General features: G+C 73.3%; 17 protein-coding genes. 6 read left to right on the top strand and 11 right to left on the bottom strand.

Going from position 1 to position 26,088, the window contains the following annotated elements; all coding sequences use genetic code 11:
- Positions 1–41: 41 nt before the first annotated feature.
- Positions 42–401 carry a response regulator transcription factor gene (locus tag JOL79_RS00725; protein WP_210153629.1) on the top strand — a complete coding sequence of 120 codons (360 nt, stop codon included), beginning with the start codon at positions 42–44 and terminating at the stop codon, positions 399–401.
- On the opposite strand, the gene JOL79_RS00730 is transcribed toward JOL79_RS00725, so the two are convergent.
- The 5 genes from JOL79_RS00730 to JOL79_RS00750 are packed head-to-tail and all read right to left on the bottom strand — an operon-like array spanning position 367 to position 8,186.
- Entirely contained in the window at positions 367–1,803 is a 1,437-nt protein-coding gene (locus JOL79_RS00730) for a phytoene desaturase family protein (protein WP_210153630.1), read from the bottom strand. The two genes, JOL79_RS00725 and JOL79_RS00730, sit on opposite strands and share 35 nt — an antisense overlap.
- Positions 1,796–3,691, bottom strand: coding sequence for a sensor histidine kinase (locus JOL79_RS35285; RefSeq protein WP_210153631.1), 1,896 nt, complete (start codon positions 3,689–3,691; stop codon positions 1,796–1,798). The genes JOL79_RS00730 and JOL79_RS35285 overlap by 8 nt, the downstream gene beginning before the upstream one ends.
- A 2-nt stretch (positions 3,692–3,693) precedes the next feature.
- Complete coding sequence (locus JOL79_RS00740) at positions 3,694–6,135, bottom strand: ABC transporter permease (protein ID WP_210153632.1); 2,442 nt, start codon at positions 6,133–6,135, stop codon at positions 3,694–3,696.
- A 52-nt stretch (positions 6,136–6,187) separates the two neighbouring features.
- Positions 6,188–6,883: an ABC transporter ATP-binding protein gene (locus tag JOL79_RS00745; protein ID WP_210153633.1), complete on the bottom strand. Its 696-nt coding sequence runs from the start codon at positions 6,881–6,883 to the stop codon at positions 6,188–6,190.
- A gap of 1 nt (position 6,884) precedes the next feature.
- Positions 6,885–8,186, bottom strand: a complete 1,302-nt coding sequence (locus JOL79_RS00750; protein WP_210153634.1) for an adenylate/guanylate cyclase domain-containing protein — start codon at positions 8,184–8,186, stop codon at positions 6,885–6,887.
- Between the two features lie 133 nt (positions 8,187–8,319).
- Here JOL79_RS00750 and JOL79_RS00755 point away from each other — a divergent pair, with 133 nt between their 5' ends.
- The 3 genes from JOL79_RS00755 (at position 8,320) to JOL79_RS00765 (ending at position 13,127) form a co-directional block, all read left to right on the top strand.
- A complete protein-coding gene (locus tag JOL79_RS00755; protein ID WP_210153635.1) occupies positions 8,320–9,318 on the top strand; it encodes a cyclic nucleotide-binding domain-containing protein in 999 nt (332 codons plus the stop codon).
- Complete coding sequence (locus JOL79_RS00760) at positions 9,315–10,124, top strand: MBL fold metallo-hydrolase (protein WP_210153636.1); 810 nt, start codon at positions 9,315–9,317, stop codon at positions 10,122–10,124. The genes JOL79_RS00755 and JOL79_RS00760 overlap by 4 nt, the downstream gene beginning before the upstream one ends.
- 273 nt (positions 10,125–10,397) lie before the next feature.
- Positions 10,398–13,127, top strand: coding sequence for a serine/threonine-protein kinase (locus tag JOL79_RS00765; RefSeq protein WP_210153637.1), 2,730 nt, complete (start codon positions 10,398–10,400; stop codon positions 13,125–13,127).
- Between the two features lie 118 nt (positions 13,128–13,245).
- On the opposite strand, the gene JOL79_RS00770 is transcribed toward JOL79_RS00765, so the two are convergent.
- The 3 genes from JOL79_RS00770 to JOL79_RS00780 all read right to left on the bottom strand — a co-directional run bounded on the left by JOL79_RS00770 (position 13,246) and on the right by JOL79_RS00780 (position 18,204).
- The gene (locus JOL79_RS00770; RefSeq protein ID WP_210153638.1) at positions 13,246–13,734 is read right to left on the bottom strand and encodes a hypothetical protein; all 489 of its coding nucleotides are present in this window, start codon (positions 13,732–13,734) and stop codon (positions 13,246–13,248) included.
- A 153-nt stretch (positions 13,735–13,887) separates the two neighbouring features.
- On the bottom strand, positions 13,888–15,303 hold the full coding sequence (locus JOL79_RS00775; protein WP_210153639.1) for a M1 family metallopeptidase: 1,416 nt from the start codon (positions 15,301–15,303) through the stop codon (positions 13,888–13,890).
- A 75-nt stretch (positions 15,304–15,378) separates the two neighbouring features.
- Positions 15,379–18,204, bottom strand: coding sequence for a M14 family zinc carboxypeptidase (locus JOL79_RS00780; protein ID WP_210153640.1), 2,826 nt, complete (start codon positions 18,202–18,204; stop codon positions 15,379–15,381).
- A 413-nt stretch (positions 18,205–18,617) separates the two neighbouring features.
- Between JOL79_RS00780 and JOL79_RS00785 the strand changes: the two genes are divergently transcribed.
- Positions 18,618–20,273: a serine/threonine-protein kinase gene (locus tag JOL79_RS00785; RefSeq protein WP_210153641.1), complete on the top strand. Its 1,656-nt coding sequence runs from the start codon at positions 18,618–18,620 to the stop codon at positions 20,271–20,273.
- An 84-nt stretch (positions 20,274–20,357) separates the two neighbouring features.
- Here JOL79_RS00785 and JOL79_RS00790 read toward each other — a convergent pair whose 3' ends face one another.
- The 3 genes from JOL79_RS00790 to JOL79_RS00800 are packed head-to-tail and all read right to left on the bottom strand — an operon-like array spanning position 20,358 to position 22,214.
- Positions 20,358–21,290, bottom strand: a complete 933-nt coding sequence (locus JOL79_RS00790; RefSeq protein WP_210153642.1) for an RluA family pseudouridine synthase — start codon at positions 21,288–21,290, stop codon at positions 20,358–20,360.
- Positions 21,283–21,762, bottom strand: coding sequence for a signal peptidase II (gene lspA / locus JOL79_RS00795; RefSeq protein WP_307848214.1), 480 nt, complete (start codon positions 21,760–21,762; stop codon positions 21,283–21,285). The genes JOL79_RS00790 and lspA overlap by 8 nt, the downstream gene beginning before the upstream one ends.
- Before the next feature lie 56 nt (positions 21,763–21,818).
- Positions 21,819–22,214: a TraR/DksA family transcriptional regulator gene (locus JOL79_RS00800; RefSeq protein WP_210153643.1), complete on the bottom strand. Its 396-nt coding sequence runs from the start codon at positions 22,212–22,214 to the stop codon at positions 21,819–21,821.
- 685 nt (positions 22,215–22,899) lie between these two features.
- Here JOL79_RS00800 and ileS point away from each other — a divergent pair.
- Entirely contained in the window at positions 22,900–26,058 is a 3,159-nt protein-coding gene (gene ileS / locus JOL79_RS00805; RefSeq protein ID WP_210153644.1) for an isoleucine--tRNA ligase, read from the top strand.
- The last annotated feature ends 30 nt before the right edge of the window (positions 26,059–26,088 follow it).

Consider the following 26,088-nt stretch of genomic DNA (forward strand, 5'->3'; position numbering starts at 1 on the left):
GCGCCCTTGGACGGGACGCGGCGTTCGGGCAGCCTGGAGGTATGACAGGGGTCGAGGTGCTCATCGTGGACGACCAGGCGCCGTTCCGGTCGGTCGCCCGCGCGCTGATCCGGCTGCTGCCGGGGTGGCGGGTGGTGGGCGAGGCGGTGACCGGTGAGGACGCCCTGGCTCAGGCCCTCGGCGACCGGCCGTCGATGATCCTGATGGACATCAACCTGCCCGGCATGAGCGGCATCGAGGCGACGCGCCGCATCCTGGCCGAGGCACCCGACGTGAAGATCGTGCTGGTGTCCACGTACGCCGCGGAGGATTTGCCGCCCGACGCGGCCAGTTGCGGGGCGCTCGCCTACATCCGCAAGGACGACCTCACCCCCGCGCTGCTGCGCGGGCTTCCCGTCTGAGGGCCAGCCGGGCGGCCTGCCACCCGCCCATGCCGTGCACGCCGGGGCCGGGCGGGGTGCTCGCCGAGCAGATGTACAGGCCGCGCACCGGGGTGGCCCACGGGTGCGCGGAGAGGACGGGACGGCCGAGGAACTGGCCCAGGTCGCCCGACCCGCCGCCGATGTCGCCGCCCACCAGGTTCGCGTTGCGGGCCTCAAGGGCCGCGGTGTCCGTGGCGCGGCGGGCCAGGACGAGGTCGCGGAAGCCGGGGGCGAACCGCTCGATCTGCGCCTCGACCGCCTCGGTCATGTCCACCGCCGAGCCGTTGGGCACGTGGCAGTAGGCCCACAGGACGTGCCGTCCGGCGGGCGCCCGTGAGGGGTCGGCCACACACGGCTGCACGACGAGCACGTAGGGCCGTTCCGGGTGGCGGCCACGGACGACCTCGGCCTCGCCGTGCGCGATCTCCTCCAGGCGGCCGCCGAGGTGCACCGTCGCGGCGTCGCCCACCGCCGGGTCGGTCCACGGCACCGGGCCCGACAGCGCCCAGTCGAGCTTGAACACCCCGGGGCCGTAGCGGAACCGGTCCAGCCGCCTCCGGTAGGCCGGGGGCAGCCTGTCGCCGGCCACGTCGAGGACCTGGCGCGGTGTGAGGTCCAGCAGGACCGACCGGGCCCGGGGCACCTCGCCCAGATCGCGGACGCGGTGACCGGTCACGGCCTCGCCGCCGAGCTCCCTGAGCCGCCCGACGAGGGCGTCGGCGAGCCGCTGGGAGCCGCCCCGCACCACCGGCCACCCCACGTGGTGGGCGAGCGCGGCCAGCAGCACGCCGTAGCCCCCGGTGATCGGGGCGCGCAGGTCGAGCATGGAGTGCGCGGCCATCCCCGCGAGCGCGGCCCGCGCGCCGGCCGTGCGGAACGCCGTACGGGCGAGCACGGTCGCGGGCAGGACCCCGAACGCGCCGAACCGGGCCGCCCGCAGCGGGGCGCGGGGCACCGACAGCGGGGCGAGCAGCGTGTCGACCAGCGGGTCTCCCGCGCGCGCGGTCGCGCCCACGGTGGCACGCCAGGCGGCGGCGTCCCGGCCGAGCCCCAGCGCGGTCTCCTCCGCCGAGCGGTGGACCAGCACCGCCGGCCGTTTGTCGAGCGGATGCGCGGCCGGCACGCGCGGGTGGGCCCACGTGACGCCCAGCTCCCCGATGATCCGCCGGAACGCGGGCGAGGCCACGGTGAGCGGCAGCACGGTCGCGCAGACGTCGTGCCGGAATCCGGGCAGCGTCAGCTCGTCGGTGCGCAGGCCGCCGCCGAACGCGCCGGCCGCTTCAAGCAGCAGCACGCGCCGGCCGGCCTCGGCCATCGTGACCGCCGCCACCAGCCCGTTCGGTCCCGAGCCGACCACAACCGCGTCGAAGCCGTCAGCCATCGACCGGCACCTCTCCTCTGATGGTCGTGCCGGCGCCGGGCGCCGACTCGACGAACAGCCGTCCGCCGAGCGCGCCGAGCCGGTCGGTCATGTTGACGAAGCCGTGCCCCTGCCCGCCGCCCGGGTCGAAGCCCGCGCCGTCGTCGGCGACGCTGAAACGCAGCACGCCGTCCTCCGCGGTGACGCGGACCTCCACGGACGCGCCCGGCCCCGCGTGCTTGCCCGCGTTCTGGATGGCCTCCAGGCAGCAGAAATAGACCGCGGCCTCGACCTGCTCCGGGTAGCGCCGGGTCAGGCCCACCTCCACACTGTAGGGGAGCGCGACGCGCCGGGTCACCGAGCGCAGCGCCTCACCGAGGCCGTGATTGCGCAGCAGCGGCGGGTAGATGCCGTGGGCCAGCTCGCGGAACGCGGCGTTGGCCTGCTGCACGTCGGTGCGCAGCTCCTCCATGAGTTCGGCGGCCATGGCCGCGTCCTCCTTGAGGATCTCCCGGGCGAGGCCGAGCTTGACCGAGAGTGCGACGAGATGCTGCTGGGCGCCGTCGTGCAGGTCGCGCTCGATCGCCCGGCGCGAGGCGTCGGCGGCCGTGACGATGCGCAGCCGGGAGGCCTGCAGTTCCTCGTTGCGCTGCCGCAGCTCCTCCAGGGACGCCTGCAGGGCGGAGTCGAGCCGCATGTTGTGCAAGGCGAGGCCGACCTGGCGGGCCAGCTCGATGAGCACGCGGTCGTCCTCCTCGGAGAACTCGACGCCCTCGCGCGGCCGCCGTACGACCAGCAGGCCGAGCAGGTCGCCCAGGTGAGCGGCGGGCGCCACCCGGATGGGGGCCTCCCGGTCCTCGACGAGGGCGGGCAGCCACACCGACAGCCAGGCGGCGCCGCCGATGCGGGTGCGCCCGACGACCAGACGCTCCTTGGCCGTGAGAGTGATCACGTCGGCGGGGCGCTCGGGCACACTGACCTGGCGGTGGAGCACGCCGTCGGTGCCGGCCCACACCTCGGCGCCCGCCTGCCCGAGCGCCGCCCGCAGCGACTCCACCAGTTGGAGCAGCAGCTCGTCGAACGGCACCGCGCGGCTCATCCGCGCGCCGAACGACGCGAGCGCCTCCTCCGGCGACTGCCCGCGCCGGCCGAGCAGCGAAACGCCGAGCGACACGAGCCGGAAACGCACGGGCAGGGCGAGGACCACCGCGGTGAGAGCGGCGACCACGCTGGCCAGCAGCACCTCGCGCTCGGTCCCGACGGGCTCGCGGGCCAGACCGACGACCACGACCAGGTAGACGGCCACCACCAGCAGCGCGAGGCCCGCCATGACCACGGCCTCGACGAGCGCCCGCTCGGCCAGCCGGGCCGTCACGGGCGCCTGCGCCAGGGCGATGCCCGCCGGGAGCACCGCCATGGCGAGCAGCGCCCACGGGAGCACGTCGCCGGGGATGCCGAGAAGCACGTGCGCGGCGCCGATCACCACGTGGGCGGCGGCGGTGACGACCCCGGCCGCGGCGATCCACTGAAGTGTGCGGCGGCGCGGCGCCGGCGCGCTCGGGCAGCGCGCGAGTGTCGCCGCCAGCGCGATCAGCGCACCCGCGGCGGTGGCGATGACCACCGCGGGCGGCGTCACCGGCAGCCGGGCCGCCCAGGCGGCCGCCCCCGCCCAGGCCAGGCCCGCGATCACGCGCCGCGACGGCGTGCGTAACACGCCGTCCGGAAGTGAGAGGCCACAGGTCAGCCAGGCGGCGACGGCGAGCGGCGCGAGGACGGGCCACCAGGTCGCCGCCGCCTGCGCGAGCGCGACGAGCCCCGCGGTGCGGGCGAGGCCGGCCCTGCCGGCGAGCAGCGCCGTCACCGCCGCGAGGACCCAGGCGGCGGCGACGGCGGCGGACGCGGCGATCACGGTCACTCCGCCCGCAGCACGTGGGCGATCCGCAGCCGCGCGGCCACCGTTCCCGGCCAGGCCGCCAGCGCGTTGGCGATCGCGAGGGTCAGCGGCCACACGAGCAGCACGGCGCCGGCGGCGAGCGGCGCGAGGTACTGCAGCGGCCACATGTCGGCGAGGAGCCGCCACAGGGTCCGCCCGAGCGCCACCCCGAGCGGGACGCCGAACAGCAGCCCGATGCCCGCGACCAGGGTGGCCTGCGTGACCACGGTCCAGCGTGACTGCCACCGGGTCATGCCGAGCGCGCGCAGCACGGCCACCTCGTGCCGGCGCCGGCGGACGGCCGTGGCCAGCGCGTGCCCGAGGGCCCCGGTGGCGAGCAGCCCGAGGAAGACGGCCAGCAGCAGCGGCAGCTCCTCCACGTCGCGGATCTGCGGTATCTCCCCCAGTGGATCCGGCTCCCGGAACGTCACGTACTCGCCTCCGGCGGCCTTCACGGCCGCGTTCAGCCGCCCGGCGACCGCCGCCGGATCCGTGCCCGGCCGCAGGGCGACGAGGGCGCCGTGGAACTTGAAGGCGATGTTCGCGCCCGCGTAGAGGGTTTTGTCGCCCGCCGCGGTGATCCAGCCGCCGTCGGTGCGGTCGTTGTGCGGGCCGGCCGGCACGAAGCCGATCCCGGTGACGGTCATCCGCGTGGGCTTGGCGCCGCCCTTGAGGCTGATCCGGTCACCGACCCCCACCTGGAGGTCCCGGGCGCTGAACGGCGCCAGCACGATCTCGTCCGCCCTCGCCGGGAGCCGGCCCTCGGTGAGCACGGCCGGGAAGGCCCTGCCGCCCACGGGCGCGTACGTGTAGGTGGTGACGGAGACCGCCTTGCGTCCGGGTGTACGGCCGGCGGACTCGGCCACCCCGCTCCTGGCGTCCTCGACGGACTGGACGGCCGGGTCGCCGGCCACCGCCGCGAACACCGCGGAGAGCACCGCGGGGGCGGGCACGAAGTCCTCGCCGTTGAAACCCAGGTACGCCTCCAGCTGGTGGGTCCGGCCGAACCTGACCGGGTTGGCGGCCGCGTCCTTGACCCCGGCCGAGAACGTGAAGGCCGCCAGGACGCCGAGCACGCCCGCGACCGCGCCGACCAGCGCGGGCCGCACCGGCACCGCGGCGCGCCCGCTACCCGGTTCCAGGGCGAACCGCGCCCCCACCACCATCGGGACGGGCAGGCCCATCCGGGACGCGAGCAGGGCGACCGCCGACCTGCGGCCCGCGGTGGCTCCCGCGGACAGGAAGAGCGCGGCCGCGGCGGCCGACCCCGCGAGCACGAGAGCCGAGGTCAGGAGCCAGCCCGTGCCGAGCACGAGCCAGTCGAGGTCGAGCCCGGGATCGGGCTCGCGCAGCGCCGCCGCCCCGATCGGCATCCACATCGAGGCCGCCGCCGCCCCCGCGACGCCGGCGGTGGCACCCACGACGGCGGCCAGGAACGGCCCGGCCGCCGCCGAGGCCAGCGCCTGGCGGGGTGAGAGGCCGACCGCGCGCAGCACGCGCAGATCGCTCACCGTCGCCGCGGTGTACCTGGCGACCGACTGGCCGACCAGCACGATCGCGGCGGCGAGCGCGGCCAGCCCGAACGCGAGCAGGCACGCGGCCTCGAAGGTGGTCGCCCGCAGCGCGTTCCCGCCGAACTTCTCGTAGTTGTTCCACACGTCGATGTTGTTGCGCCCGGTGACGCGAGCCAGGTCCGCGCGGAACCGGGCCTCGTCGGCCACGCCGTTCTTCAGCCGGACGAGGGCGTTGATGTACCCCTTGTCCGGGTCGACGAAGTTCGTCGGGTACGTGCGGTAGAGGGCAGGGCTGGACAGGACGCCCGGTGACTGGCCGACGTCCTCGGAGTACCACGCCGACCTGATCACGCCCACTATGGTGACCGTGATCCGGGGCCCGGCGGGCTCCTCCGCCGAGGAGTCGTAGTCTTCCCGTGCCGCCTGCTCGGGCGTCATCAGCATGAGGACCAGCCGGTCGCCGACCCCCTTGCCGTACCGCTGGCGGTACTGGGAGCCGACCACGACCTCGTCGGCCCGGCGGGGGTCGGGGAGCCGCCCCTCCAGGACCCTGGGCACCTCGATGGTGCGCAGGCCCTCGTCGTCGCCGGGAGGGAAGGAACCTGCGCTGTCGGCCGGCGGGACACCCTGGACGCCGAAGCCGGACACGGGGAAGGTCGTCAGCGCGGCGACCTCGGGGAGCGCGCGGATCCTGGCCCAGTCGAAGTGCGGCTGGTTGGGCAGGACCGTGAGCGTCGCGGGCAGCGTCTCGGCGTACAGGCGGTCGACGGCCGTCGCGCCTCGGCGGGCGCCGGCGACGGAGGCCAGGACGGTCGCGGTGGCGAACGCCACGAGCAGCGCCAGCGCCGCGAGCGACCGCCATCGCCGGCGCAGCTCCAGGCGGAGCCAGGTCAGCACCACGCCCATGCTGTCTCCTCATCTCGGGGCCCGCGGCCACGCGAACGGGACATCGGCTCGCTCATACCGGCTCGACCTTCCCGTCCCGCATGCGCACGGCGCGGTCCGCGCCCGCGGCGACGTCGGGCGAGTGGGTCACCATGATGATCGTCTGGCCGTCGTCGTGCAGCCTGCGGAACAGTTCGAGCACTTCCAGGCCCCCCTCGCTGTCGAGCGCGCCGGTGGGCTCGTCGGCCAGCAACAGCGTCGGCTCGTTCACCAGCCCGCGGGCGATGGCCAGCCGTTGCCGCTGGCCGCCGGACAGCACGGCCGGCACCTGGTTGGCGCGGTCGGCCAGGCCGAGCAGGTCGAGCAGGTCGCGCGCGCGGGACTCGGCGGCACGCCGCTTCATGCCGCCCAGCACGCCCGGCATGACCAGGTTGTCCAGCGCGGACACCCCGTCGAGGAGATTGAAGAACTGGAACACGAAGCCGATGTGGTGCCTGCGGAACCGGGCCAGCCAGTCCTCGTCCCGGCCGTCCACCCGCTCCCCCGCCACCTCGACGCTGCCCTCGTCCACCGGCTCCAGCCCGGCGATCACGTTGAGCAGGGTCGACTTGCCGCACCCGGACGGCCCCATGACGGCGACGAACTCGCCGCGCCGCACGTCGAGGTCCACCCCCCGCAGCGCGCGCACGGGGGCGAGCTCCGCGGTGAACGTCCGCCTGGCCCCTCTGACCTGGACCGCGACGGTCGTCGTCACATCTGTGGCGGGCATTTCACATCACCTCGAGGTGGTAGGCGGTCACGGGGGTCGCACGGCCCTTGACCAGGCGCGGGCCGAGCGGGCGCCAGGCCCACCCGCCGCCCGCCGCCCGGACCGTCGCGTCGGAGGCCACGACGCCGGTCGGCCGGGCCAGGTCCTGCATGCGCTGCGCGAGGTTCACGGTGTCTCCGACGAGGGTGTACTCCACTCGTTCATCGCTGCCGAGCAGGGCCGCCGCTACCTCACCTGTGGACAGTCCGATGCCGAGCGTGAAGGGCGAGCGTCCCTGTCCCCTCCACTCGGCGTCGAGGCGGCGCTGGCGCACGTGCATCTCGCGGGCCGCGTGGACGGCCCTGGCGGCGTGGTCGGGGGCGGGGTCGGGTGCGCCGAAGACCGCCATCACCGCGTCGCCCACGTACTGCATGACTGTGCCGCCGGAGGTGAGGATCGCGGCGTTCATGGCCCGCCGGTGGGCGTTGAGCTGCCCGGCGAGCACGGCCGGGTCCGTGGCCTCCGCGATGGCCGAGTAGCCCCGCACGTCGGACATGAGCACGGTCACGACCAGCCGGTCGGTGCGGTCGACGGCCCCGCGGTCGCGCAGCAGCTTGTCGGCGAGGCCGCCGGGAAGCAGCCGCGACAACGTCTCGCCCTGCTCGTCGCGGCGCAGGATCGCCGTGTGGAGCATCCGCAGGCGGCGCAGCGCGCCCCTCCGTCCCGCGCTGGCCCCCTTCGCGAGCGACAGGAACAATTGCTCGATCGCGGCGTTGACGGCCTCGGGCGGCTCCCCCCGGGACGCGGCGATCGCCTTCACGGTACGGCCCGCCGCCACCTGGCCGAGCAGGTCCTCCTCGCCGGGCGACAGCTGGCCCTCGTCCCGGGCCGGCGCCACCAGCTCCCGCACGATCAGAGGATCGATGAGCGAGCCGCCGGTGGCGACCTCGCGGATCGCCGTGCCGAGCAGGCCGGCGTCCGCCACGCGATCCTTGAGGAGGTACGCGTATCCGGCGGCGCCCTCGCCCAGCAGCCGGATCGCGTAGTCGGGGTCGTCGTACTGGCTCAGCACCACCACGCCGGTGCCGGGCAGGCGCTTGCGGACCTCGCGCGCCGCCTCGATCCCCTCGTCCTGGTAGGTCGGGGGCATCCTGATGTCGGTGACCACGACCTGCGGGCGCAGCCGCGTGGCGCCTGCCACCAGCTCGGAGTAGTCCGCGGCGAGCCCCACGATCTCCAGAGCGGGGTCGCGGCCGAGCAGCGCGCGCACACCTTCGCGGACGATCAGGTTGTCGTCCGCGAGCACCACCGTGATGCGTTCCACGACCCGCATTACACAGTGACCGGAAGCCTCCGGAAAGGGTGCCAGGACGACGGGCCGGGGGGTGCTGGCACCACGGCCGGTCCGCAGGGTGGCGCCCTGGCCCGCCGGGGCGGGAATTCCTACGTTCGGGGACATGCGAGTCGAATCGACGATCACCTCGATCTCCTGGATCCCGTCCGAGGCCGTGGCGGGGTACACGAAGCCCGCCTTCTCGGTGGGACTGACGCACTACGACGATCCGCCGCCCGACGCGATAGCCGATCTGGACGCGCTGCGCGACTCCGACCGGTTCCGGTTCGCCAACCGGCTCACGGTGTGGGCCGAGTTCGACGGCGACCGGGTGTCCGGCCACGGCGCCGCCGGGGGTCTGGTCATGGGCGCCACGACCGTGCGGCTGGGCCCGCTGGGCGTGACGTTCGCCGCGGTCGGCCTGCCCGACCTGCGGCCGGAGCCCCGGATGGGCGACGGGTGGATCAGGTTCACGCAGACCGCCGGAGGCCGGACGGCGCTGCCGTTCCCGCGCCGCGTCGCCCGGCCGCCGTACCTGCGGCTGCAGTCACCGCTGGTGTGGACGACGCTCTCGGTGACGCTGTACTCCGACGGCCGGGCGGAGGCCATGCTGGAGGGCGCCAGCCCGTTCCCCCGGCACTGGGTCTACGGCCCGGACCACCGGCTGACGATGAAGGCCGGGCTCACCGACTTCGCGGCGTGGGCGACCCAGGATGGGCCCGAACGGACGCCCTGGGGCGACGAGGACTCCCCCGTGCTGGTCACCGCCGCCGAGACCGCACTGGAGCGGGAGCTGTCGCTGCTCATCATGCGCGGCGGCGTCCGGCCCCAGATTCGTTCGCTGCCCGCCGGCTCCCAGCTGGTGCGGCAGGGCGAGCCGGGCTCCTCGCTGTTCCTGCTGCTCGACGGGGTGCTCGGCGTGGACGTGGACGGCCGCGCGCTGCCGGAGCTCGGCCCGGGCGCGATCCTGGGCGAGCGGGCCGTGCTGGAGGGCGGCACCCGCACCGCGACTCTGACCGCGCTCACGCCGATCAGGGTGGCCGAGGCCCCGGCGGAGTCGGTCGACCGGGGAGCGCTGGCCCGGCTCGCCGAGGGGCACCGCAGAGAGGACCAGCTCACGTGAGGCTCGCGATGCTCGGCGTCCGCGGATCCACCCCGGCGCCGGGCCCCGCCTTCACGCGGTACGGCGGCAACACCAGCTGCGTCGCGGTTCTTCCAGACGGGGTTCCGGGCGGGCTGCCAGGTGAACTGCCCGGCGACGGCGACGTCCCCGCCCTCGTTCTCGACGCGGGCACCGGCCTGCGGGGGCTCGGCCGGCTGCTCGGCGACGCGGCGTTCCGCGGCTCGATCGTGCTAACCCATCTGCACTGGGACCACATGCAGGGCCTGCCGTTCTGCCCGGCGCTCGACCGCCCGGACGCCCGGGTCGACCTCTACCTGCCGTCGCCGCGGCCGCTGGAGACGCTGACCCGGGTCATGTCCCCGCCGCACTTCCCGATCACGCCGGACGGCCTGGGCGGCGCGTGGCGGTTCCTGACGTCCGCCTCCCGCCCGATCGAGGGGTTCGACGTCACGGTCGCCGAGATCTCCCACAAGGGCGGCACCACTCTCGGCGTCCGCGTCGAGCGCGACGGCCGGTCGATCGCGTACCTGCCCGACCACTGCCCGCAGGCGGGGTGCGAGGCCGCGGCCGAGCTGGCGGCGGGCGTGGACCTGCTGCTTCACGACGGCCAGTTCCTGCCGGGCGAGCGGGCCCTGGCCGACGCCTACGGCCACGCCACGACGGCGGACGCCGCCGCCTTCGCCGCGCGCTGCGGCGCCCGGCGGCTCGTCCTCACCCACCACGCCCCGACGCGGACGGATGACGCGCTCGACGTGCTGGCCAAGGAGTTCGAGGTCGCCCGCGAGGGCGACGTCCTCGTCGTCTGACCTCCCGGAGCCAGGTCGCCGGAAACCGCGCGCCCTGTCGGAAGAACCTACGCGTGATCACGAACCCATGAGATCAGGCGAGTCAGATCCTATCCGGCCCCCGTGGGAAACCGACACCGGCCAGGTCAGAGGCGTCCGCCACGGGCCGTCCACCCGGTCACACCAATCCGCAAGATATCTCCCAAATCCCGAAATAAGGGACGATGGGTCGGCGCGGTCAGGTTGATCCCTTTGCCATCCGTGGGACCATTCATGGGTCCAGGAAGGGGTTCGATGTCGCGTGCGGAAGGCCGGCTCGTCGGAGGCCGGTACCAGTTGATGGAGCCGATCGGCCGGGGCGGCATGGGCGTCGTTTGGCGCGCGCATGACCAGCTCCTCGACCGACCCGTGGCGGTCAAAGAGGTCCGCTACGACAGCGCGATGGGCGACGAGCTCAGCGACCTGAACCGCCGCACCATGCGCGAGGCCCGCGCCGCCGGGCGGCTCACCCACCCCAACGTGGTGGTGGTCCACGACGTGATCGAGGAGGACGAGCGCCCCTGGATCATCATGCAGCTCGTCCAGTCGCGGTCGCTCGGCCAGGTCATCCGGGAGGACGGGCCGCTGCCGCCCGAGCGCACCGCGGAGATCGGCCTGCAGATCCTGGACGCCCTGCGCGCCGCCCACCGGCAGGGAGTGCTGCACCGCGACGTCAAGCCGGAGAACGTGCTGCTCACCGAGGACGGACGGGTCGTCCTCACCGACTTCGGCATCGCCCGCCTGGAGGCCGACTCGACCATGACCCGCACGGGGCTGGTCGGCACCCCGGCCTTCATCGCCCCGGAACGGCTCCGCGGCGCTCCGGCGCAGCGGGAGTCCGACCTGTGGTCGCTCGGCGCCACGCTCTACACCGCCGTGGAGGGCAAGCCGCCACACGACCGGGGCATGGCGATGGCCACCATGCACGCCGTGCTCAACGAGGATCCGGCCCCCGCCGCCCGGGCGGGCGATCTCGGGCCGGTGCTGGGGCGCGTGCTCGCCAAGGAGCCGGCCGACCGGCCGGGGTACGACGAGCTGACCCGCCTGCTGAAGCAGGCCATGCGCCCGGCCCCGCCGCGGACCAAGGTGATGCCCGTCATCCCCGGCGACGAGCCGGCCGCCTCCCCGTCACCCGCGGCGTCCCCCTCAGCGTCCCCCGCCCCCCGCCCCGCCCCGTCACGTCCGCCCGCGCCGCAGGCACGGGGGCAGCGCGGCGGCTCTCCGGGCAGGCAGCCCTACTCCGGCGGCCCGGCCGGTGGCTCCGCCAGTGGTTCTGCCGGTGGTTCTGCCGGTGGCGCGGCTCGTGGCCCGGTGGGTGGCCAGGCGGATGGCCGGCGGGACGACTCCGCACGTGACGCGGCCCGGAAGAACGCCCCGGCACCGGGACCGGTCGCCGAGACCGGCGCCAGGATCAGCACGGGGGCCGGTTCGCCCGGCACCCGTGATGCGGCCGCCCGTGAGGCCGATGCCCGTAATGACGCGGGTGCCCGTGATGCGCAGGGCGACGCGACTTCCGAGCCTGCCGTCAAGGGCGGGAAGAGCGGGACGGGCGCGGCCTCCGCCAAGGACGGAACGGGAGACGCCGCGAAGTCCGCGAGCGCCCCGGCGGCGCGGAACCGGGCCGAGGACGCCCGCGAAGACCGCCGCGTAGACCCCGCCGAGGACCCCCGCCAGGGCCCGCACAGGGACACCGGCGCCGACACAGGCGACGGCACAGGCGAGGACATCGGCGACATCGGCGACACCGGCGAGAACGCGCCGGAGAGTTCCGCGGCCGGCGACCCGCCCGCAGCGACGCCCACAGCGGCACCCAGAGCGGCACCCAGAGCGGCATCGGCCGGCGCGGGCGTCACCGGTGACGACGCGGAGCCCCGTGCCGCGGATGAGACCGGCTCCGCCGCGCCGGACGACGTGGAGGCCGGCACGCGTGCCGTCAGGAGGGCCGGCAGCGACCCGTCCGTCGCCGCGGAGGGGATGGCCAGGGACACGGGCAAGAGCACTGGCACTGGCACTGGCAAGGTCACAGACAGAGGCTCGGGAGGAGTCCCCCGCCGGGATTCGGGACACACCAGACACACCCGGGACGGCCTGGACAGCCCGGCCCGGCAGTACGTGCGCGACAGGATGACCGCGCCCGCGCCCGCGGGTTTCGCGGAGGTCCCCACCCGGCCGCGCACACCCGAGCCCGGGGCGGGGATCCCCCCGCGGCCGAGCCCCGACTGGGGCACTCCGACGGTGCCTCCCCTTCCTCCCCGGGAGCGGCGGGGGCTGAGCCCCGCCGCGAAGGTGGCGCTCGTCATCGCGCCCGCGCTGGTCGCCATCGCCGGGGTGGGCGGCTACCTGGGTATCCGCGCCGGTCAGGAGCCGGAAAACGACGGCGCGATCTCGGCCACGACGAGCGGCGGCGGTTCCGCGAAGCCGCCGTCTCCGGGTTCAGGGGCGGCCGGCGCGGCGCCCGGGACCGGCCCGGGGTCGGCCACCCCCTCGCCGTACGACGACGAGAAAGACACACCCTCGCCCACGCCGACGTCGTCGGAGCCCTCCGACGTCCCCGACGGCTGGCACCGCTACAAGGACCCGACCGGTTTCTCGGTCGCGCTGCCCAAGGGCTGGAAGCCCACCTCGCACACCGGTAGCGGCGTCTGGTTCTCCGGTCCCGGCACCCCGGGCTCGTTGCTGATCGACCAGACCCACACGCCGAAGGCCGACGCGGAGAAGGACTGGAAGGAGCAGGAGCCGTACCAGAAGGGCAACTTCCCCGGCTACAAGCGCGTCAAGATCAAGGCGGTGGACTACTGGAAGACGGCCGCCGACTGGGAGTTCACCTACGCCTCCGGCTCGGGACGGACACACGTGGTCAACCGGGGGTTCGTCACCAGCAAGCGGCACGGCTACGCCATCTACTGGCGGACCCCCGACAGCCGCTGGGACAAGGACTACCACTACTTCGAGACGTTCACCGCGACCTTCAAACCCGCCAAGTGAGACCGGGCCGCCACGGAGCTACGACCTCGGCGACGCCGCGACCCACGCACGGCACAGGGCGAGGCCGCCGGCCCTGACGGGAGTTCCGTCGATCCGGCCGCCTCGCCCGCGGGCCCGGTCAGGGCTGGCCGACGAAGTCGACCTTCACGGCGGTGGCCCGCGCGGTGGCGCTGGTGGGCACGGGCGTGAACGTCAGCTCGCCCGTGCCGTAGCAGGGCAGCGTCATCGTGGTGGGGATCTCCGCGGCCACCGCGTAGGTGTGGAGCACGATCGGCCGGGACGCCGTCGAAGCCAGGGGGCCGGTGACCGCGACGCCGTCGGCGGCGGTGCCGGTGTAGCCGAGAGCCCACGCCGAGTAGGACGGGGCAGGCAGCACCTTCACCGTCTGCCCGGCCATCGGATGGCCGGTCTGCCCTTCGTAGACCGGGCCGAAGCACGCCATCTTGATGACGGCGTGACCGGTCTGCCCGTTGACGACGCCGTAGAAGAGCTGACCGGGGCCGATGGGCGCGGGGTCGACGATCTCGGCCGAGGCGGGCAGCGCGGCGACCGCCACCAGGGCGGCGGCGGCCAGCGGGACGAGACGCATCACGGGAGAAAGAGACACGGTGGCTCCGGCTGACGAGACGGGAAGCGGCAGACCGGGACGCTAAACGCGTCCCTCCGGCGGGTCAACGTCCCGTCGCACGTCCGGCCGGACGTCCCAGGCGGCGCGGGGCGAACGGTTGAACGGTTCACTCCCGCGCCGGGGCGTACGGGCCTACCAGGTGGCAGGCTTGCCCTTCTGGTAGAGCCAGACGTCGAAGAACCGCGTCAGGTCCTGGCCCGAGGCCTGCTGCGCCGCCGCGACGAAGTCGGCGGTGCGGCCGTTGCCGTGCCTGTGGGTCGTGGCCCAGTCCTTGATCAGTTTGAAGAACACCGCGTCGCCGATCTTGCCGCGCAGCGCGTGCAGCGTCATCGCGCCCCGGTTGTACGGGACGTTGCCGAACATGTCCTCGGGGCCGGGGTCGGCCGTGACGGTCTGCCAGAACGACGAGGTCGCGGCCCTGCCGTAGTTGCCGGCGCTGTCGAACGTCTGCTGTGCGGTGGCGCCGCCGGTGTGCTCGGTCCACAGCCACGACGCGTACGTGGCGAAGCCCTCGTTGAGCCAGATGTCCGACCAGCGCCCGACGCTGACGCTGTCCCCGTACCACTGGTGGGCCAGCTCGTGGGCCATCGTGCCCACGCTGGGCGCGCTGGAGAAGATCGGCTTGGTCTGGCTCTCCAGGGCGTACCCGACGTCGGGGGCCTGGTCGACGATGGCGCCCACGGAGCTGAACGGGTACGGGCCGAAGATCGTGGAGAAGTACTCGACGATGTCGGGGATCTTGGAGACGGCCGCGGCGGACCTGTCGGCGAGACGGGGGTCGACGGCCGTGTAGACCGGGATGCCGCTCGGCGTCGCCGACTGGGCGACCGTGAAGTTCCCGAGCGTGACCGTGGCGAGGTAGGTCGCCATCGGCTCCTTCTCGTCCCAGACGAACGTGGTGTGACCGCCCGCGGCCGTCTTCGACACGAGCTTCCCGTTGCCGACGGCCGTGACGCCCTCGGGGACGGTCGCGTGGAAGGTGAACGTGGCCTTGTCCGTGGGGTGGTCGTCGCCGGGGAACCAGGCGGGGGCGCCCTGGGGCTCACCCGGCACGAAGGCGCCGTCGTCGGTGGGCACCCAGCCCTCGATGGAGCCGTCGGGGTCGGTGACGACCGGCGGCGTCCCGGCGTACTTCACCACCACGGTGAAGTCCTTGCCCGACTTGAGCTTCGGCCGGGGGGTGACGATGAGCTCCTGGCCGGACCGTTCGAACGACGCCTTGTGGCCGTCGACGGTCAGCGAGGTGATCTGCGGGCCGCGGAAGTCGAGGTCGAAGCGGTCCATGTCCTGGGTCGCCACCGCCTCGACGGTGGTGGTGGCGTCCATGTGCTTGGTGGACGGGTCGTAGGCGAACGCGATGTCGTAGTGCCGCACGTCGTAGCCGCCGTTGCCCTGGTCGGGGAAGTACGGGTCTCCGACGTCGGCCGCTCCCGGGCTGTAACGAGGCTCACCGGGCGCGCCGGGGGCGGCGAGGGCGTGGTCCGGCACGCCCACGAGGGCGCACAGGACGGCTGCGAGTGCGGTGCCGGCGGCACGACGCGGTTTCATCTGGTTCCTTTCGAGTGGCACCGGCCGGGGTGAGACCCCGGCCGGGCCGCCGGTGTTACTTCGCGGGGACGTGGATCAGGCGACGAGCGAGCGCAGCGGGATGCCCGCCGCGCGCAGCTCGGCCACCAGATCGCGGAGGTAGGGGTGCTCGTCGGCCGCGAGCCCCTCCGGGTTGGGGATGGTCAGGTAGGCCGATCCTCCGGCGCTCGCCACCTGGGCGTCGCCGGTGTGCCTGGCGACGACGGCCCGCGCCCGCGCGAGGTCGGCGCCGGCGACCTGGAGGGTGATGGGCCGCCACTGCCCGCCGAGGGCGGCCGGCTCGGGGGCCCGCGCCGCCGCCTCCCGCAGGGACTCCGCATCCGCGGCCGGGGTCGCCGCCCGTGCTCGCGGCGCCGCCGCCCCGGGCGGGGACAGCAGGGCGTTGGCCACGAGGTGGATGCCGTTCTCGTTGTACGCCCGGAACAGCGGGTTGTAGGCGAACAGGACGGCGTGGCCCGAGCCGACCGGCTCGTCGACGAGCGCGGCCGTGCCCTTCAGGGCGTCGGCGCCGACCGTGTAGCCGTTGGACCAGAACGTCCCGTCCGACGGATACATGAGGACGTTCGTGCCGGTCTGGCTCGGGGTGAGGATCGGGTCGCCGTTGTTGAACTCAAAGTCCTCGGCCGGGCGACCCAGCGCGATCGGGCTGCTGGGGGCCACGTCGACCCGGAAGTGGGAACCGATGACCTGGTAGCCGGTCGGCTTGGCCTTCTCCGTCGTGGAGGTGAGACCGGCCGACCGGGCGACCCGGGTGCCCTCGTTGCGCAGCCCGACGTACGTGCCGCCCGCCGCCACCCATGCCTTGAGGTTGGCCATGCCCTGCGCGTCGAGGCCGCCGGTCGCGCTGCTGCCGTCCGGCACGACGAGCACCCTGCGGCCGGTGAACGCGGGGGTGTTGCCGTTGACGTCGGCCGCGGTGACGGGCGTGAGGGTCAGCCCCCAGCGGGCGCCGAGCACGTAGCGCGCCTCGCCGTACGAGCCGGAGGTGGTCGAGATGCCCGTCCCGCCGAACAGGCCGACGTCCGGCGGGCTCAGCCGCGTGCCGGAGGCCGGCGCCCGGCCGCCCTCGACCGTCACTCCGTACGACCGGGACAGCTTGTCCAGCTCTCCCCTGGAGATCCCCCCGGCGGGCACGCCGGCCCCACCGGTGGTCTGGTCGCGGAAGACGGGCACGCCCGCGCCGAGCAGGCGGAACGTGAGCTCGGACGCCGCGGCCGAGTCCATCGGGTACGTGTACGAGCCGCCGCCTGGCGCCGGCCCGGTCACACCGCCGTCGACGCCACGCACCAGATCGGCCTTCGGCCTGAGCGCGTCACCGGTGTAGACGGTGCCGACGCCCATGAGCAGCGGGTTGCTCCATGAGGACACGTCGTAGAAGTAGGGGAAGGGCACATACGGGTCCTCGCCCATCAGCGCCTGGATCCAGTGCTTCTGCGGCTGGTCCATCGGGATCCAGTACGCCCCGGCGGGAACGGTGAGATTCTTCGCCGACCGCCCGCCGAAGATCCGGGCGTTCGGCACGGTGATCGGCCTGTCCAGGCGGTAGACCTCGACGTCCATGCCGCGCAGCCGCTCGACCAGCCGCCGCGCGTCGCCGAGCTGCCGGTCCGGCAGCAGGAAGTACGACCGGATCTTCACGTCCGGCACGGGGAACTGGACGGTGTTCGAGGGCTGCACGACCTCGTTGGGCTCCAGTTCGCCCCTGGCGCCCTCGTCGAGCGCGGTCCGCCAGATCGTGTAGTAGCCGTCGAGGACCTCGCGCCTGTTGGCCGCGGCCCAGCCCGTGGTCGCCCACTGGGTGGTGAACTGCTGCTGCACGCGGTCCTCGTCGGTGGAGGCGCTGCCCTTCTCGAACGTCATGCCGGCCGCGCCGAAGCCGGTCGACGGGACGGTGTCGCCGTACCCCATGTAGAACAGGTCGTAGGTGTCGTAGTTGAAGTAGCACTCCGTGGTCACCGTGGCGGTGCACGCGCCGTTGTAGCCGAAGGCCGCCTTGTTGGCCTCACCGATCCGGTTGATCCAGTCCACCGGCTGGTCGGCGATCTCGTGATGGATCGGGTCGGCGTTCGGCGGGAAGAAGTAGCGCTTGCCGCCCATCTCGTGGGCGTCGACGAAGACCTGCGGCGGGTAGTCGCGGAGCATCGCGATCTTGCCGTCGGTCTCCGGCTGGGTGCGGGCGAACCAGTCCCGGTTGAGGTCGAAGCCGTAGTCGTTCTGCCGTCTGCCGGCGTCGCGGCCGTCCGGGTTCTGGGTGGGCACGATGACCGTGACGAGGTTGTCGTTGCGCCGGGCCACCTCGCAGGAGAGCCCGCCGGCGAGCGTGTACAGCGTCTTGAGGGCGGCGTCGGCGCCGCTCTTCTCGCCGCCGTGCACGTTGCCCGCGATCCAGACGATGGCGGGGGTGTCGTCGGCGATGCGGGCGGCCTTGTCCGGCCGCAGCGTCCGCGGGTCGCGCAGCGACCTGATCCGGCCGGCGATCTCACGCAGCCGCCCGGGGGTCATGTTGCGCTCGCTCGACACGATCGCGTACGGCAGTTCCTGCCCCGACACACTCCGCGCCACCGTCCCGGTGACGACCCGGCGGGACGATCGGCCCACGGCGTCGACGTACTTCACGATCTCGTCTGTGGTGACCACGCGCGGCTGGCCCTTCCCGAGGGGGAAGCCGAGGACCGACTCGGGGCTCGGCACCGAGGCCAGGTGGGCGTCCGGATCAGCGGAGCAGGCGGGCCCGCCCGGGGCGGCCTGCGCCGGTGAGCCACCAGGCGAGACGAGCGGGGAGACGAGCGCGGCGAACGCCACGACCGCGACGGTCAGGGCCTTTCCGTAGGGAGTTCTGCACATGATCGTGCCTGGCAGCATCCTGCCTCCTGTCGGACGGGGGAAACGACACGGCGAAGCGCCAGAAAGCCGAACGAATCGTATAAGTCATGAATAAAGCGGGCAAGAGCATTAATAGGTAACTTATCGCCAGCCGAATATGTGAGCGATCGATCATCTCGGGGCCTGGTTCGCGGCGGACGCGCTCGTCAGGCACGGCGGGCGCGAGCATGTTGCGCAGCTGTTTCGCCGTTGTTTTTCCGCCTGTTTCACCCGTTTCGCCAGGCCGTCGTGCCCCAGGCGACGGCCCGCCTTCCGGAGAAATCCCGCGAGCCGGCCGGACGACCGGACATCGGGGCAGGGGGGAATTCCTCCCGGGCGCCGCGTTCCCTGACGGCCAGCCTCGGCTCCCCGCGGACTGTGGGACGATTGCGGGGTTTCGAGGAGGGAGCGGAGTGGAGCACGGGCGTCGCGTCGCCGGCAGATACCACCTGATCGAGCCCATCGGGCGAGGCGGCATGGGCGTCGTCTGGCGTGCCCACGACGACCTGCTGGACCGCCCGGTGGCCGTCAAGGAGGTCCTCCACCTGCCGGCGAGCGAGGATGACCGCGCGATCTTCATCCGCCGCACCATGCGCGAGGCTCGGGCGGCGGGGCGGGTGTCCCACCCCAACGTGATCGTCGTCCACGACGTCATCGAGGAGGACGGGCACCCCTGGATCGTCATGCAGCTCGTCCAGGCGCGCTCGCTCGGCGAGATCCTCCGCGACCACGGCCCGCTCGTGCCCGACCGCGTCGCGTCGATCGGCCTGCAGGTGCTCGACGCCCTGTGCACGGCCCACGCGGCGGGGGTGCTCCACCGCGACGTCAAGCCGGAGAACGTCCTCATCGGCCCGGACAACCGCGTCGTGCTCACCGACTTCGGCATCGCCACGATGCCGGAGGAGAGCACGAGCACGATGACGGGCTCCATCACCGGCACCCCGGCGTTCCTGCCGCCGGAGCGCCTCAACGGACGGCCCGCCACCCCGGAGTCCGATCTGTGGTCGCTGGGCGCGACCCTCTACGCGGCGGTCGAGGGCAGGCCGCCGTTCGAACGCTCCTCCCCCGTCGCGACGATGGCCGCCATCCTGAACGACGAGCCCGCGCCGCCCCGGCGGGCCGGTGAGCTCACCCCGGTGCTCCACGGCCTGCTGCGCAAGGACCCCCTTCTCCGGATGGACGCCGCCGAGGCGGCCGACCTGCTCCGCGCGGCGATGCCCGGGCGGTCGCCCGCGCCCGGCGGGACCACCGGCCCCTCCCCCGCCCGCTCCACCGCGCCGGACGGCACCACCCGGCTGCCCTCGAACGAGGCGCCGGCCCCTCCGGGCGGCTCGGGGTCGTCCTCCCGCGCCCGGCTGCTCACGATCGTCCTGGTCCCGCTGCTGGTCGCCGCGGCCGCGTTCGGCGGCTGGTACGGCTACCACTCGCTGGCCGCGGGCGACTCGGCCACGGGCTCGACCGGCGGGACGACCACCGGGCAACCGGCGTCCGAGCCGATCGCGTCGCCCTCGCAGAGCCCATCCCCGAGCCCATCCCCGAGCCCGTCACAGAGCCCGTCGGAGACTCCCGCCCAGTCTCCCCCGCCGTCCCCGTCGCCGCCTCCCTCCTCAGCCGGACCGGACGACGACGTGCCCGCGGGATGGAGCAGGCACGACGACCCGCTGGGCTTCTCGGTGGCGCTGCCCGACGGATGGACCGCCTACGACCGGAAGGGGAGACGGGTCTGGTTCCGCAAGCCCGGCAGCCGCGACTACCTCCTGATCGACCTCACCCCCTGGACCGACGCGGACCCGGTGGCCGCGATGCGGACGGTCGAGCGGACGTCCACGCGACTGGGCCTGCTGAAGGGGTACGCCCGGATCCGCCTCGACGCGGGTACCTACCTCGGCGTCCCGTCGGCGGACTGGGAGTTCACCCATACGCCGCCCACCGGCCGGGTCCGGGTCCTCGACCGGGCGTTCCGGCTCCCGGACGGCCGGTGCTTCGCCATCTACTGGCAGGTGGCCGACGCCCGCTGGACGACCGGCCTGCCGTACTTCCAGACGTTCGCCGACACCTTCCGTCCCTGACCGCCGGACGGGGCACGGCGGCCGGGACAGCGGACGGGACACAGCGCACGGGACACGGGCGCCGAGCACAGCAGCCGGGGGCTGCTACCGCCCGTCGTCGGCCACGATCTCCAGGGCCTTCGCCAGGTCGTCCGGATAGGGGCTGCTGAACGACACCCATTCCCCGGTGGCCGGATGCTCGAAGGCGAGCGAGACGGCGTGCAGCCACTGCCGGGTCAGGCCGAGCCGGGCGGCCAGGGTGGGATCGGCGCCGTACAGGAGGTCACCGGCGCACGGGTGCCGCAGGGCGGACATGTGCACCCGGATCTGGTGGGTGCGGCCCGTCTCCAGCTTGATGTCGAGCAGCGACGCGGACCGGAACGCCTCGAGGGTGTCGTAGTGGGTCACCGAGTCGCGGCCGCCCGCCACCACGGCGAACCGCCCGTCACCGGACGGGTGCCGGTCGATCGGGGCGTCGACGGTGCCGCGCAGCGGGTCCATGTGGCCCTGGACCAGCGCGTGGTAGCGCTTGTCGACCGTGCGCTCCTTGAACGCCCGCTTCAGCAGCGTGTACGCGCGTTCGCTCTTGGCCACGACCATGGCGCCCGTGGTGTTGGCGTCGAGCCGGTGGACGATGCCCTGCCGCTCGGCGGCGCCGCTGGTGGACACCCGCCGTCCGGTGCCGAGCAGGCCACCGATCACCGTCGGGCCGGTCCAGCCGACCGTGGGGTGGGCCGCCACGCCGATCGGCTTGTCGACCACCACGATGTCGTCGTCCTCGTACAGGATCGACATGCCGGGCACCGGCTCGGCGACGGGCGCGGGGGCGGCCGGCGGCGGCGGGATCGTCACGTCCAGCCAGGCGCCGGCGTGCACCCGGTCGGACTTGGCGGCCACGGAGCCGTCGAGCAGCACGTCGCCCTCGGCGATCAGTTCGGCCGCCCGGGACCGGGAGAACCCGAACAGCCGGGCGAGCGCGGCGTCGAGGCGCTCGCCCTCGAGCCCGTCCGGAACGGGCAGGGTGCGGCGGTCAGTCATCGGCCTGCTCCTCGGTCTGCCGGCTTCCGTCGATCTGGTAGCCGCGCCAGGCGAGGAACACCGCGAGCACGCCGCCACAGACGATCGACGAGTCGGCGAGGTTGAACACCGGGAAGTGGGTCACCGGGAAGGCCTGCAGGAAGTCGACCACGTGGCCCTGCAGGGGGGCCGGGGACCGGAAGATCCGGTCGGTCAGGTTGCCGAGGGCGCCGCCGAGGAGCAGCCCGAGCGTGATCGCCCAGGGCAGGCTGCGCAACTGCCGCGCCGTACGGATGATCGCCACGACGACCGCGCCGGCGATCAGCGTGAAGACGATCGTCATCCCGGTGCCGATGCTGAACGCCGCCCCCGGGTTGCGGATGACGTTCAGCACCAGGACGCCGGGCACGACGGTGAGGGGTTCCTGGTGCTCCAGGAACCGCACGACGAGGAACTTGCTCACCACGTCGAGCGCGTAGGCGACCGCCGCCACGGTGACGAGAAGGCCGATTCTCCTGGCGCGAGGAGCCGGGGGGGTGTCCTCTCCGCTCAGCGGCGCTCCTCCCGCTGCTTGCACGCTACGCACAGCGTCGCCCTCGGGAAGGCCCGCAGGCGCTCCTTGCCGATCGGCTTGTGGCACGATTCGCACTCTCCGTAAGTCCCTGCCTCGACGCGGGCGATCGCCCGCTCGTTCTGCGCGAGCAGGTCGCGCGCATTCAGGGTAAGGGCGATCTCACGCTCACGCTCATAGGTCTTCGCCCCGGCGTCGGCCGGATCGTCGCCGGCGCCCTGACTGACGTCACCGGACGCCAGTTGTTCCTCGGCACGGGCGATGTCGGCGCGGAGCTCCTCGATCTCCCGCCGCAACCTCTCACCGACCTCGGCGAGCTCCTCGTCGGACCAGATGTCGTCGCTGGTTGCGGTTCTCGCCGCGCGCGTGGCCATTGCGGGCCTCCCCTTGGGTCGGGACCGGTGATCAAGCTCTTGAGCCAGGTCCGGGCAGCTTAGGCCGGGCATCCCGGGCGGACAACGAACCCGCCAGGGGTTTTACCCCACCCGTAACCTATTGGCACGTTCGGCCGGATCCTCCTCGTCACCCTTTATTTATGACCTTGTCGCGGCTTGTCGTTATCGTGACGATCCCCGTGACAAGAAGAACAACCCCCCGCCGTACGCCGAAGCGACGGGGCCGGCACGCGGGGCCGCCTCCGTCGCGCCTTCGCCGGCCGCGAGGGCACTCACCCCCACAACGATGACGGCGTCCCCGTATGTTCCTCCGACGTATTCCCACCCGGCACCAGGTCTCACCCTGATCGTCACCCGCATATCGGGAAGCCCTTCCGGCCGGTCTGCGTTATCGTCGTAGTCTGCAAGGCGTTGATGGGGACGAGTACCTCCGCACCCACTCGCGTGAGCGACCCGGGGACGGTGCGAGCCCGGGGCGAGCGGCGGAGGGAAGATCACCCCGGAGCCGCCGGAAGAAAGGCCAGTGGCCGAGTAGACCCGGTAGCGGAAACAGAACGAGTGGGCGCCCCTGCCGGGACGTCAAGAAGGGTGGTACCGCGGAGCCGCGCGACGGCTTCGTCCCTTCACGCCATGACCGACCATTGCGTGGAGGGCTCGCCCGACGATGTCATCTCACTACTTCCGCTCGCTTCCGGCTCAGGTCGACCTGCCGGCCGCCGAACGCGAGGTGCTCGATCGCTGGCGAGACGGCAAGGTGTTCGAGCGCTCGCTGGAGCAGAACGCCGACGGCCCCTCCTGGATCTTCTACGAGGGCCCGCCCACCGCGAACGGCATGCCGGGCGTCCACCACGTCGAGGCCCGGGTGTTCAAGGATGTCTTCCCCCGCTACAAGTCGATGCGCGGCTACCACGTCCCCCGCAAGGCGGGCTGGGACTGTCACGGGCTGCCCGTCGAGGTCGCCGTGGAGAAGGAGCTCGGCCTCTCCGGCAAGCCCGAGATCGAGGCGTACGGCATCGCGGAGTTCAACGCCCGCTGCCGCGAGTCGGTGCTGCGGCACGTCGACGCGTTCGAGGAGATGACCGAGCGGATGGGCTACTGGGTCGACATGTCCCAGGCCTACCGCACGATGGACCCCCAGTACGTCGAGGCCGTGTGGTGGTCGCTCAAGGTCATCTGGGACAAGGGCCTGCTGTTCCGCGACTTCCGGATCACGCCGTACTGCCCGCGCTGCGGCACCGGCCTGTCCGACCACGAGCTGGGCCAGCCCGGCGGGTACGAGATCGTCTCCAGCCCCTCGGTGTACGTCCGCATGCCCGCCACGTCCGGCCCGCTGGCCGAGCTCGGCGCGTCGCTGCTGATCTGGACGACCACCCCGTGGACGCTGGTGTCCAACACGGCCGTCGCCGTCCACCCCGACGTGACCTACGTGGCCGCCCGCCACGGCGACGAGGTGCTGGTGGTGGCCGAGCCGCTGCTGGCCTCGGTCCTCGGCGAGGACGCCGAGGTGCTGGCCTCGTTCCGCGGCGCGGAGCTGGAGCACACCACGTACACCCGGCCGTTCGACCTCATCGACATCCCGGGCGCGCACTACGTCGTGCTCGGCACGTACGTCACGGTCGAGGACGGCACCGGCCTGGTCCACCAGGCGCCGGCGTTCGGCGCCGACGACATGACGGTCTGCAAGCGCTACGGCCTGCCGGTGGTCAACCCGATCGGCCCCAACGGCCGGTTCCTGGCGGACGTGCCGCTGGTGGGCGGCATGTTCTTCAAGGACGCCGACGAGCCGCTGACCGAGGACCTGCGCGAGCGCGGCCTGCTGTTCCGCGGCGGTCACTTCGACCACAACTACCCGCACTGCTGGCGCTGCCACACCCCGCTCCTCTACTACGCGCTCCCGTCCTGGTACATCAGGACCACGGAGATCAAGGACCGGCTCCTCGCGGAGAACGAGCGGACCAACTGGTTCCCCGAGACGATCAAGAACGGCCGGTACGGCGAGTGGCTGAGGAACAACGTCGACTGGGCGCTGTCGCGGTCGCGCTACTGGGGAACTCCCCTGCCGCTGTGGGTGTGCTCTGAGGACGAGTCCCATGTGACGTGCGTCGGCTCCCTCAAGGAGCTGGGCGAGCGGGCCGGGCGCGACCTCACGGCACTCGACCCGCACCGGCCGTACGTGGACGACGTGGTCCTCCCCTGCGCGGACTGCGGCGCGGAGGCCCGCCGGGTGCCCGACGTGATCGACGTCTGGTACGACTCGGGCGCCATGCCGTTCGCCCAGTGGGGGGCGCCGCACGTCAACGAGGACGTGTTCGAGAGCTCCTACCCCGGCCAGTTCATCTGCGAGGCGATCGACCAGACGCGCGGCTGGTTCTACTCGATGATGACCGTCGGCACGCTGGTCTTCGACCGGTCGTCGTACGAGAACGTGCTGTGCCTCGGCCTGATCCTCGCCGAGGACGGGCGGAAGATGAGCAAGCACCTCGGCAACGTGCTGCGGCCCATGCCGCTGATGGAGCAGCACGGCGCCGACTCGCTGCGGTGGTACATGGCCACCTCGGGCTCCCCGTGGTCTCCCCGCCGGATCGGCCACGCCGCCCTGGAGGAGATCGTCCGGAAGGTCCTGCTGACCTACTGGAACACCGCGTCGTTCTTCACCCTCTACGCGAACGCCGAGTCGTGGTCGCCGGCCCGCCGGCACGAGGCTCCGGCGCCCGCCGACCGGCCGCTCATCGACCGGTGGGCGCTGGCCGAGCTGCACCGCACGGTGGCCGAGGTCACCGCGTCGCTGGAGGAGTTCGACACGGCCCGGGCCGGCCGCCGGATCACCGAGTTCCTCGACGACCTGTCCAACTGGTACGTCCGCCGCTCGCGCCGCCGCTTCTGGTCGGGTGAGGCCGCCGCGTTCGCCACCCTGTACGAGTGCCTGGAGACGGTCACCCGGTTGATGGCGCCGCTGGTGCCGTTCGTCACCGACTACGTGTGGGACGTGCTCCGCGACGCCGACGAGCCGGTCTCGGTCCACCTGGCCTCCTGGCCCGAGGTGGACGAGGGGCTGCTCGACCCGGCGCTGTCGGAGCGGATGGCCCTGGTCCGCCGCCTGGTGGAGCTTGGCCGGTCCGCCCGCGCGTCGTCATCGGTCAAGACCCGCCAGCCGCTCGGCCGGGCCCTGGTCGGCGCCCCGGGATGGGCATCGCTGCCCGACGGGCTGCGCGAGCTGATCGCCGACGAGCTGAACGTGCAGCGGCTGGAGGACCTGTCGGGCTTCTCCGCCGATCTGGTGACGTTCACCGTCAAGCCCAACTTCCGGGCGCTGGGCAAGCGGTTCGGATCGCAGACCAAGGTCGCCGCCGCCGCGATCGCCGCCGCCGACCCCGCCGCGCTGGCCCGGGCCCTGCGGTCCGGCGCCACGGCGACGGTGGAGGCGGGCGAGCTCGGCACGGTGGAGCTGGGCCCGGACGACGTGATCGTCACCGAGCAGCCGCGGTCGGGCTGGGCGGTGGAGACCGGGGCGGTCGACACGGGCACCGGGGAGACCGTCGCGCTCGACCTGGCGATCACCGACGAGCTGCGCCGGGCCGGTCTGGTCCGCGAGGTGATCCGCCTCGTGCAGGAGGCCAGGAAGGCGAGCGGCCTGTCCATCAGCGACCGGATCGACCTGTGGTGGTCGGCGGAGGGCGAGCCCGCCGAGGCGCTGCGCGACGGCGGCCACCTGGTGGCCGACGAGGTGCTCGCGGCGAGCTTCACCGAGGGCGCCCCGCCGGAGGGCCTGCCCGCCCACGAGGACGCCGACCTCGGTCTTGTCTTCTGGCTCCGTAAGGCCTGATCCGCGGCCTGACCCGCGGCCCGACCTGCT

It is taken from the genome of Microbispora oryzae, from assembly GCF_017896165.1.
In the GTDB taxonomy this organism is placed as follows: Bacteria; Actinomycetota; Actinomycetes; order Streptosporangiales; family Streptosporangiaceae; genus Microbispora; species Microbispora oryzae.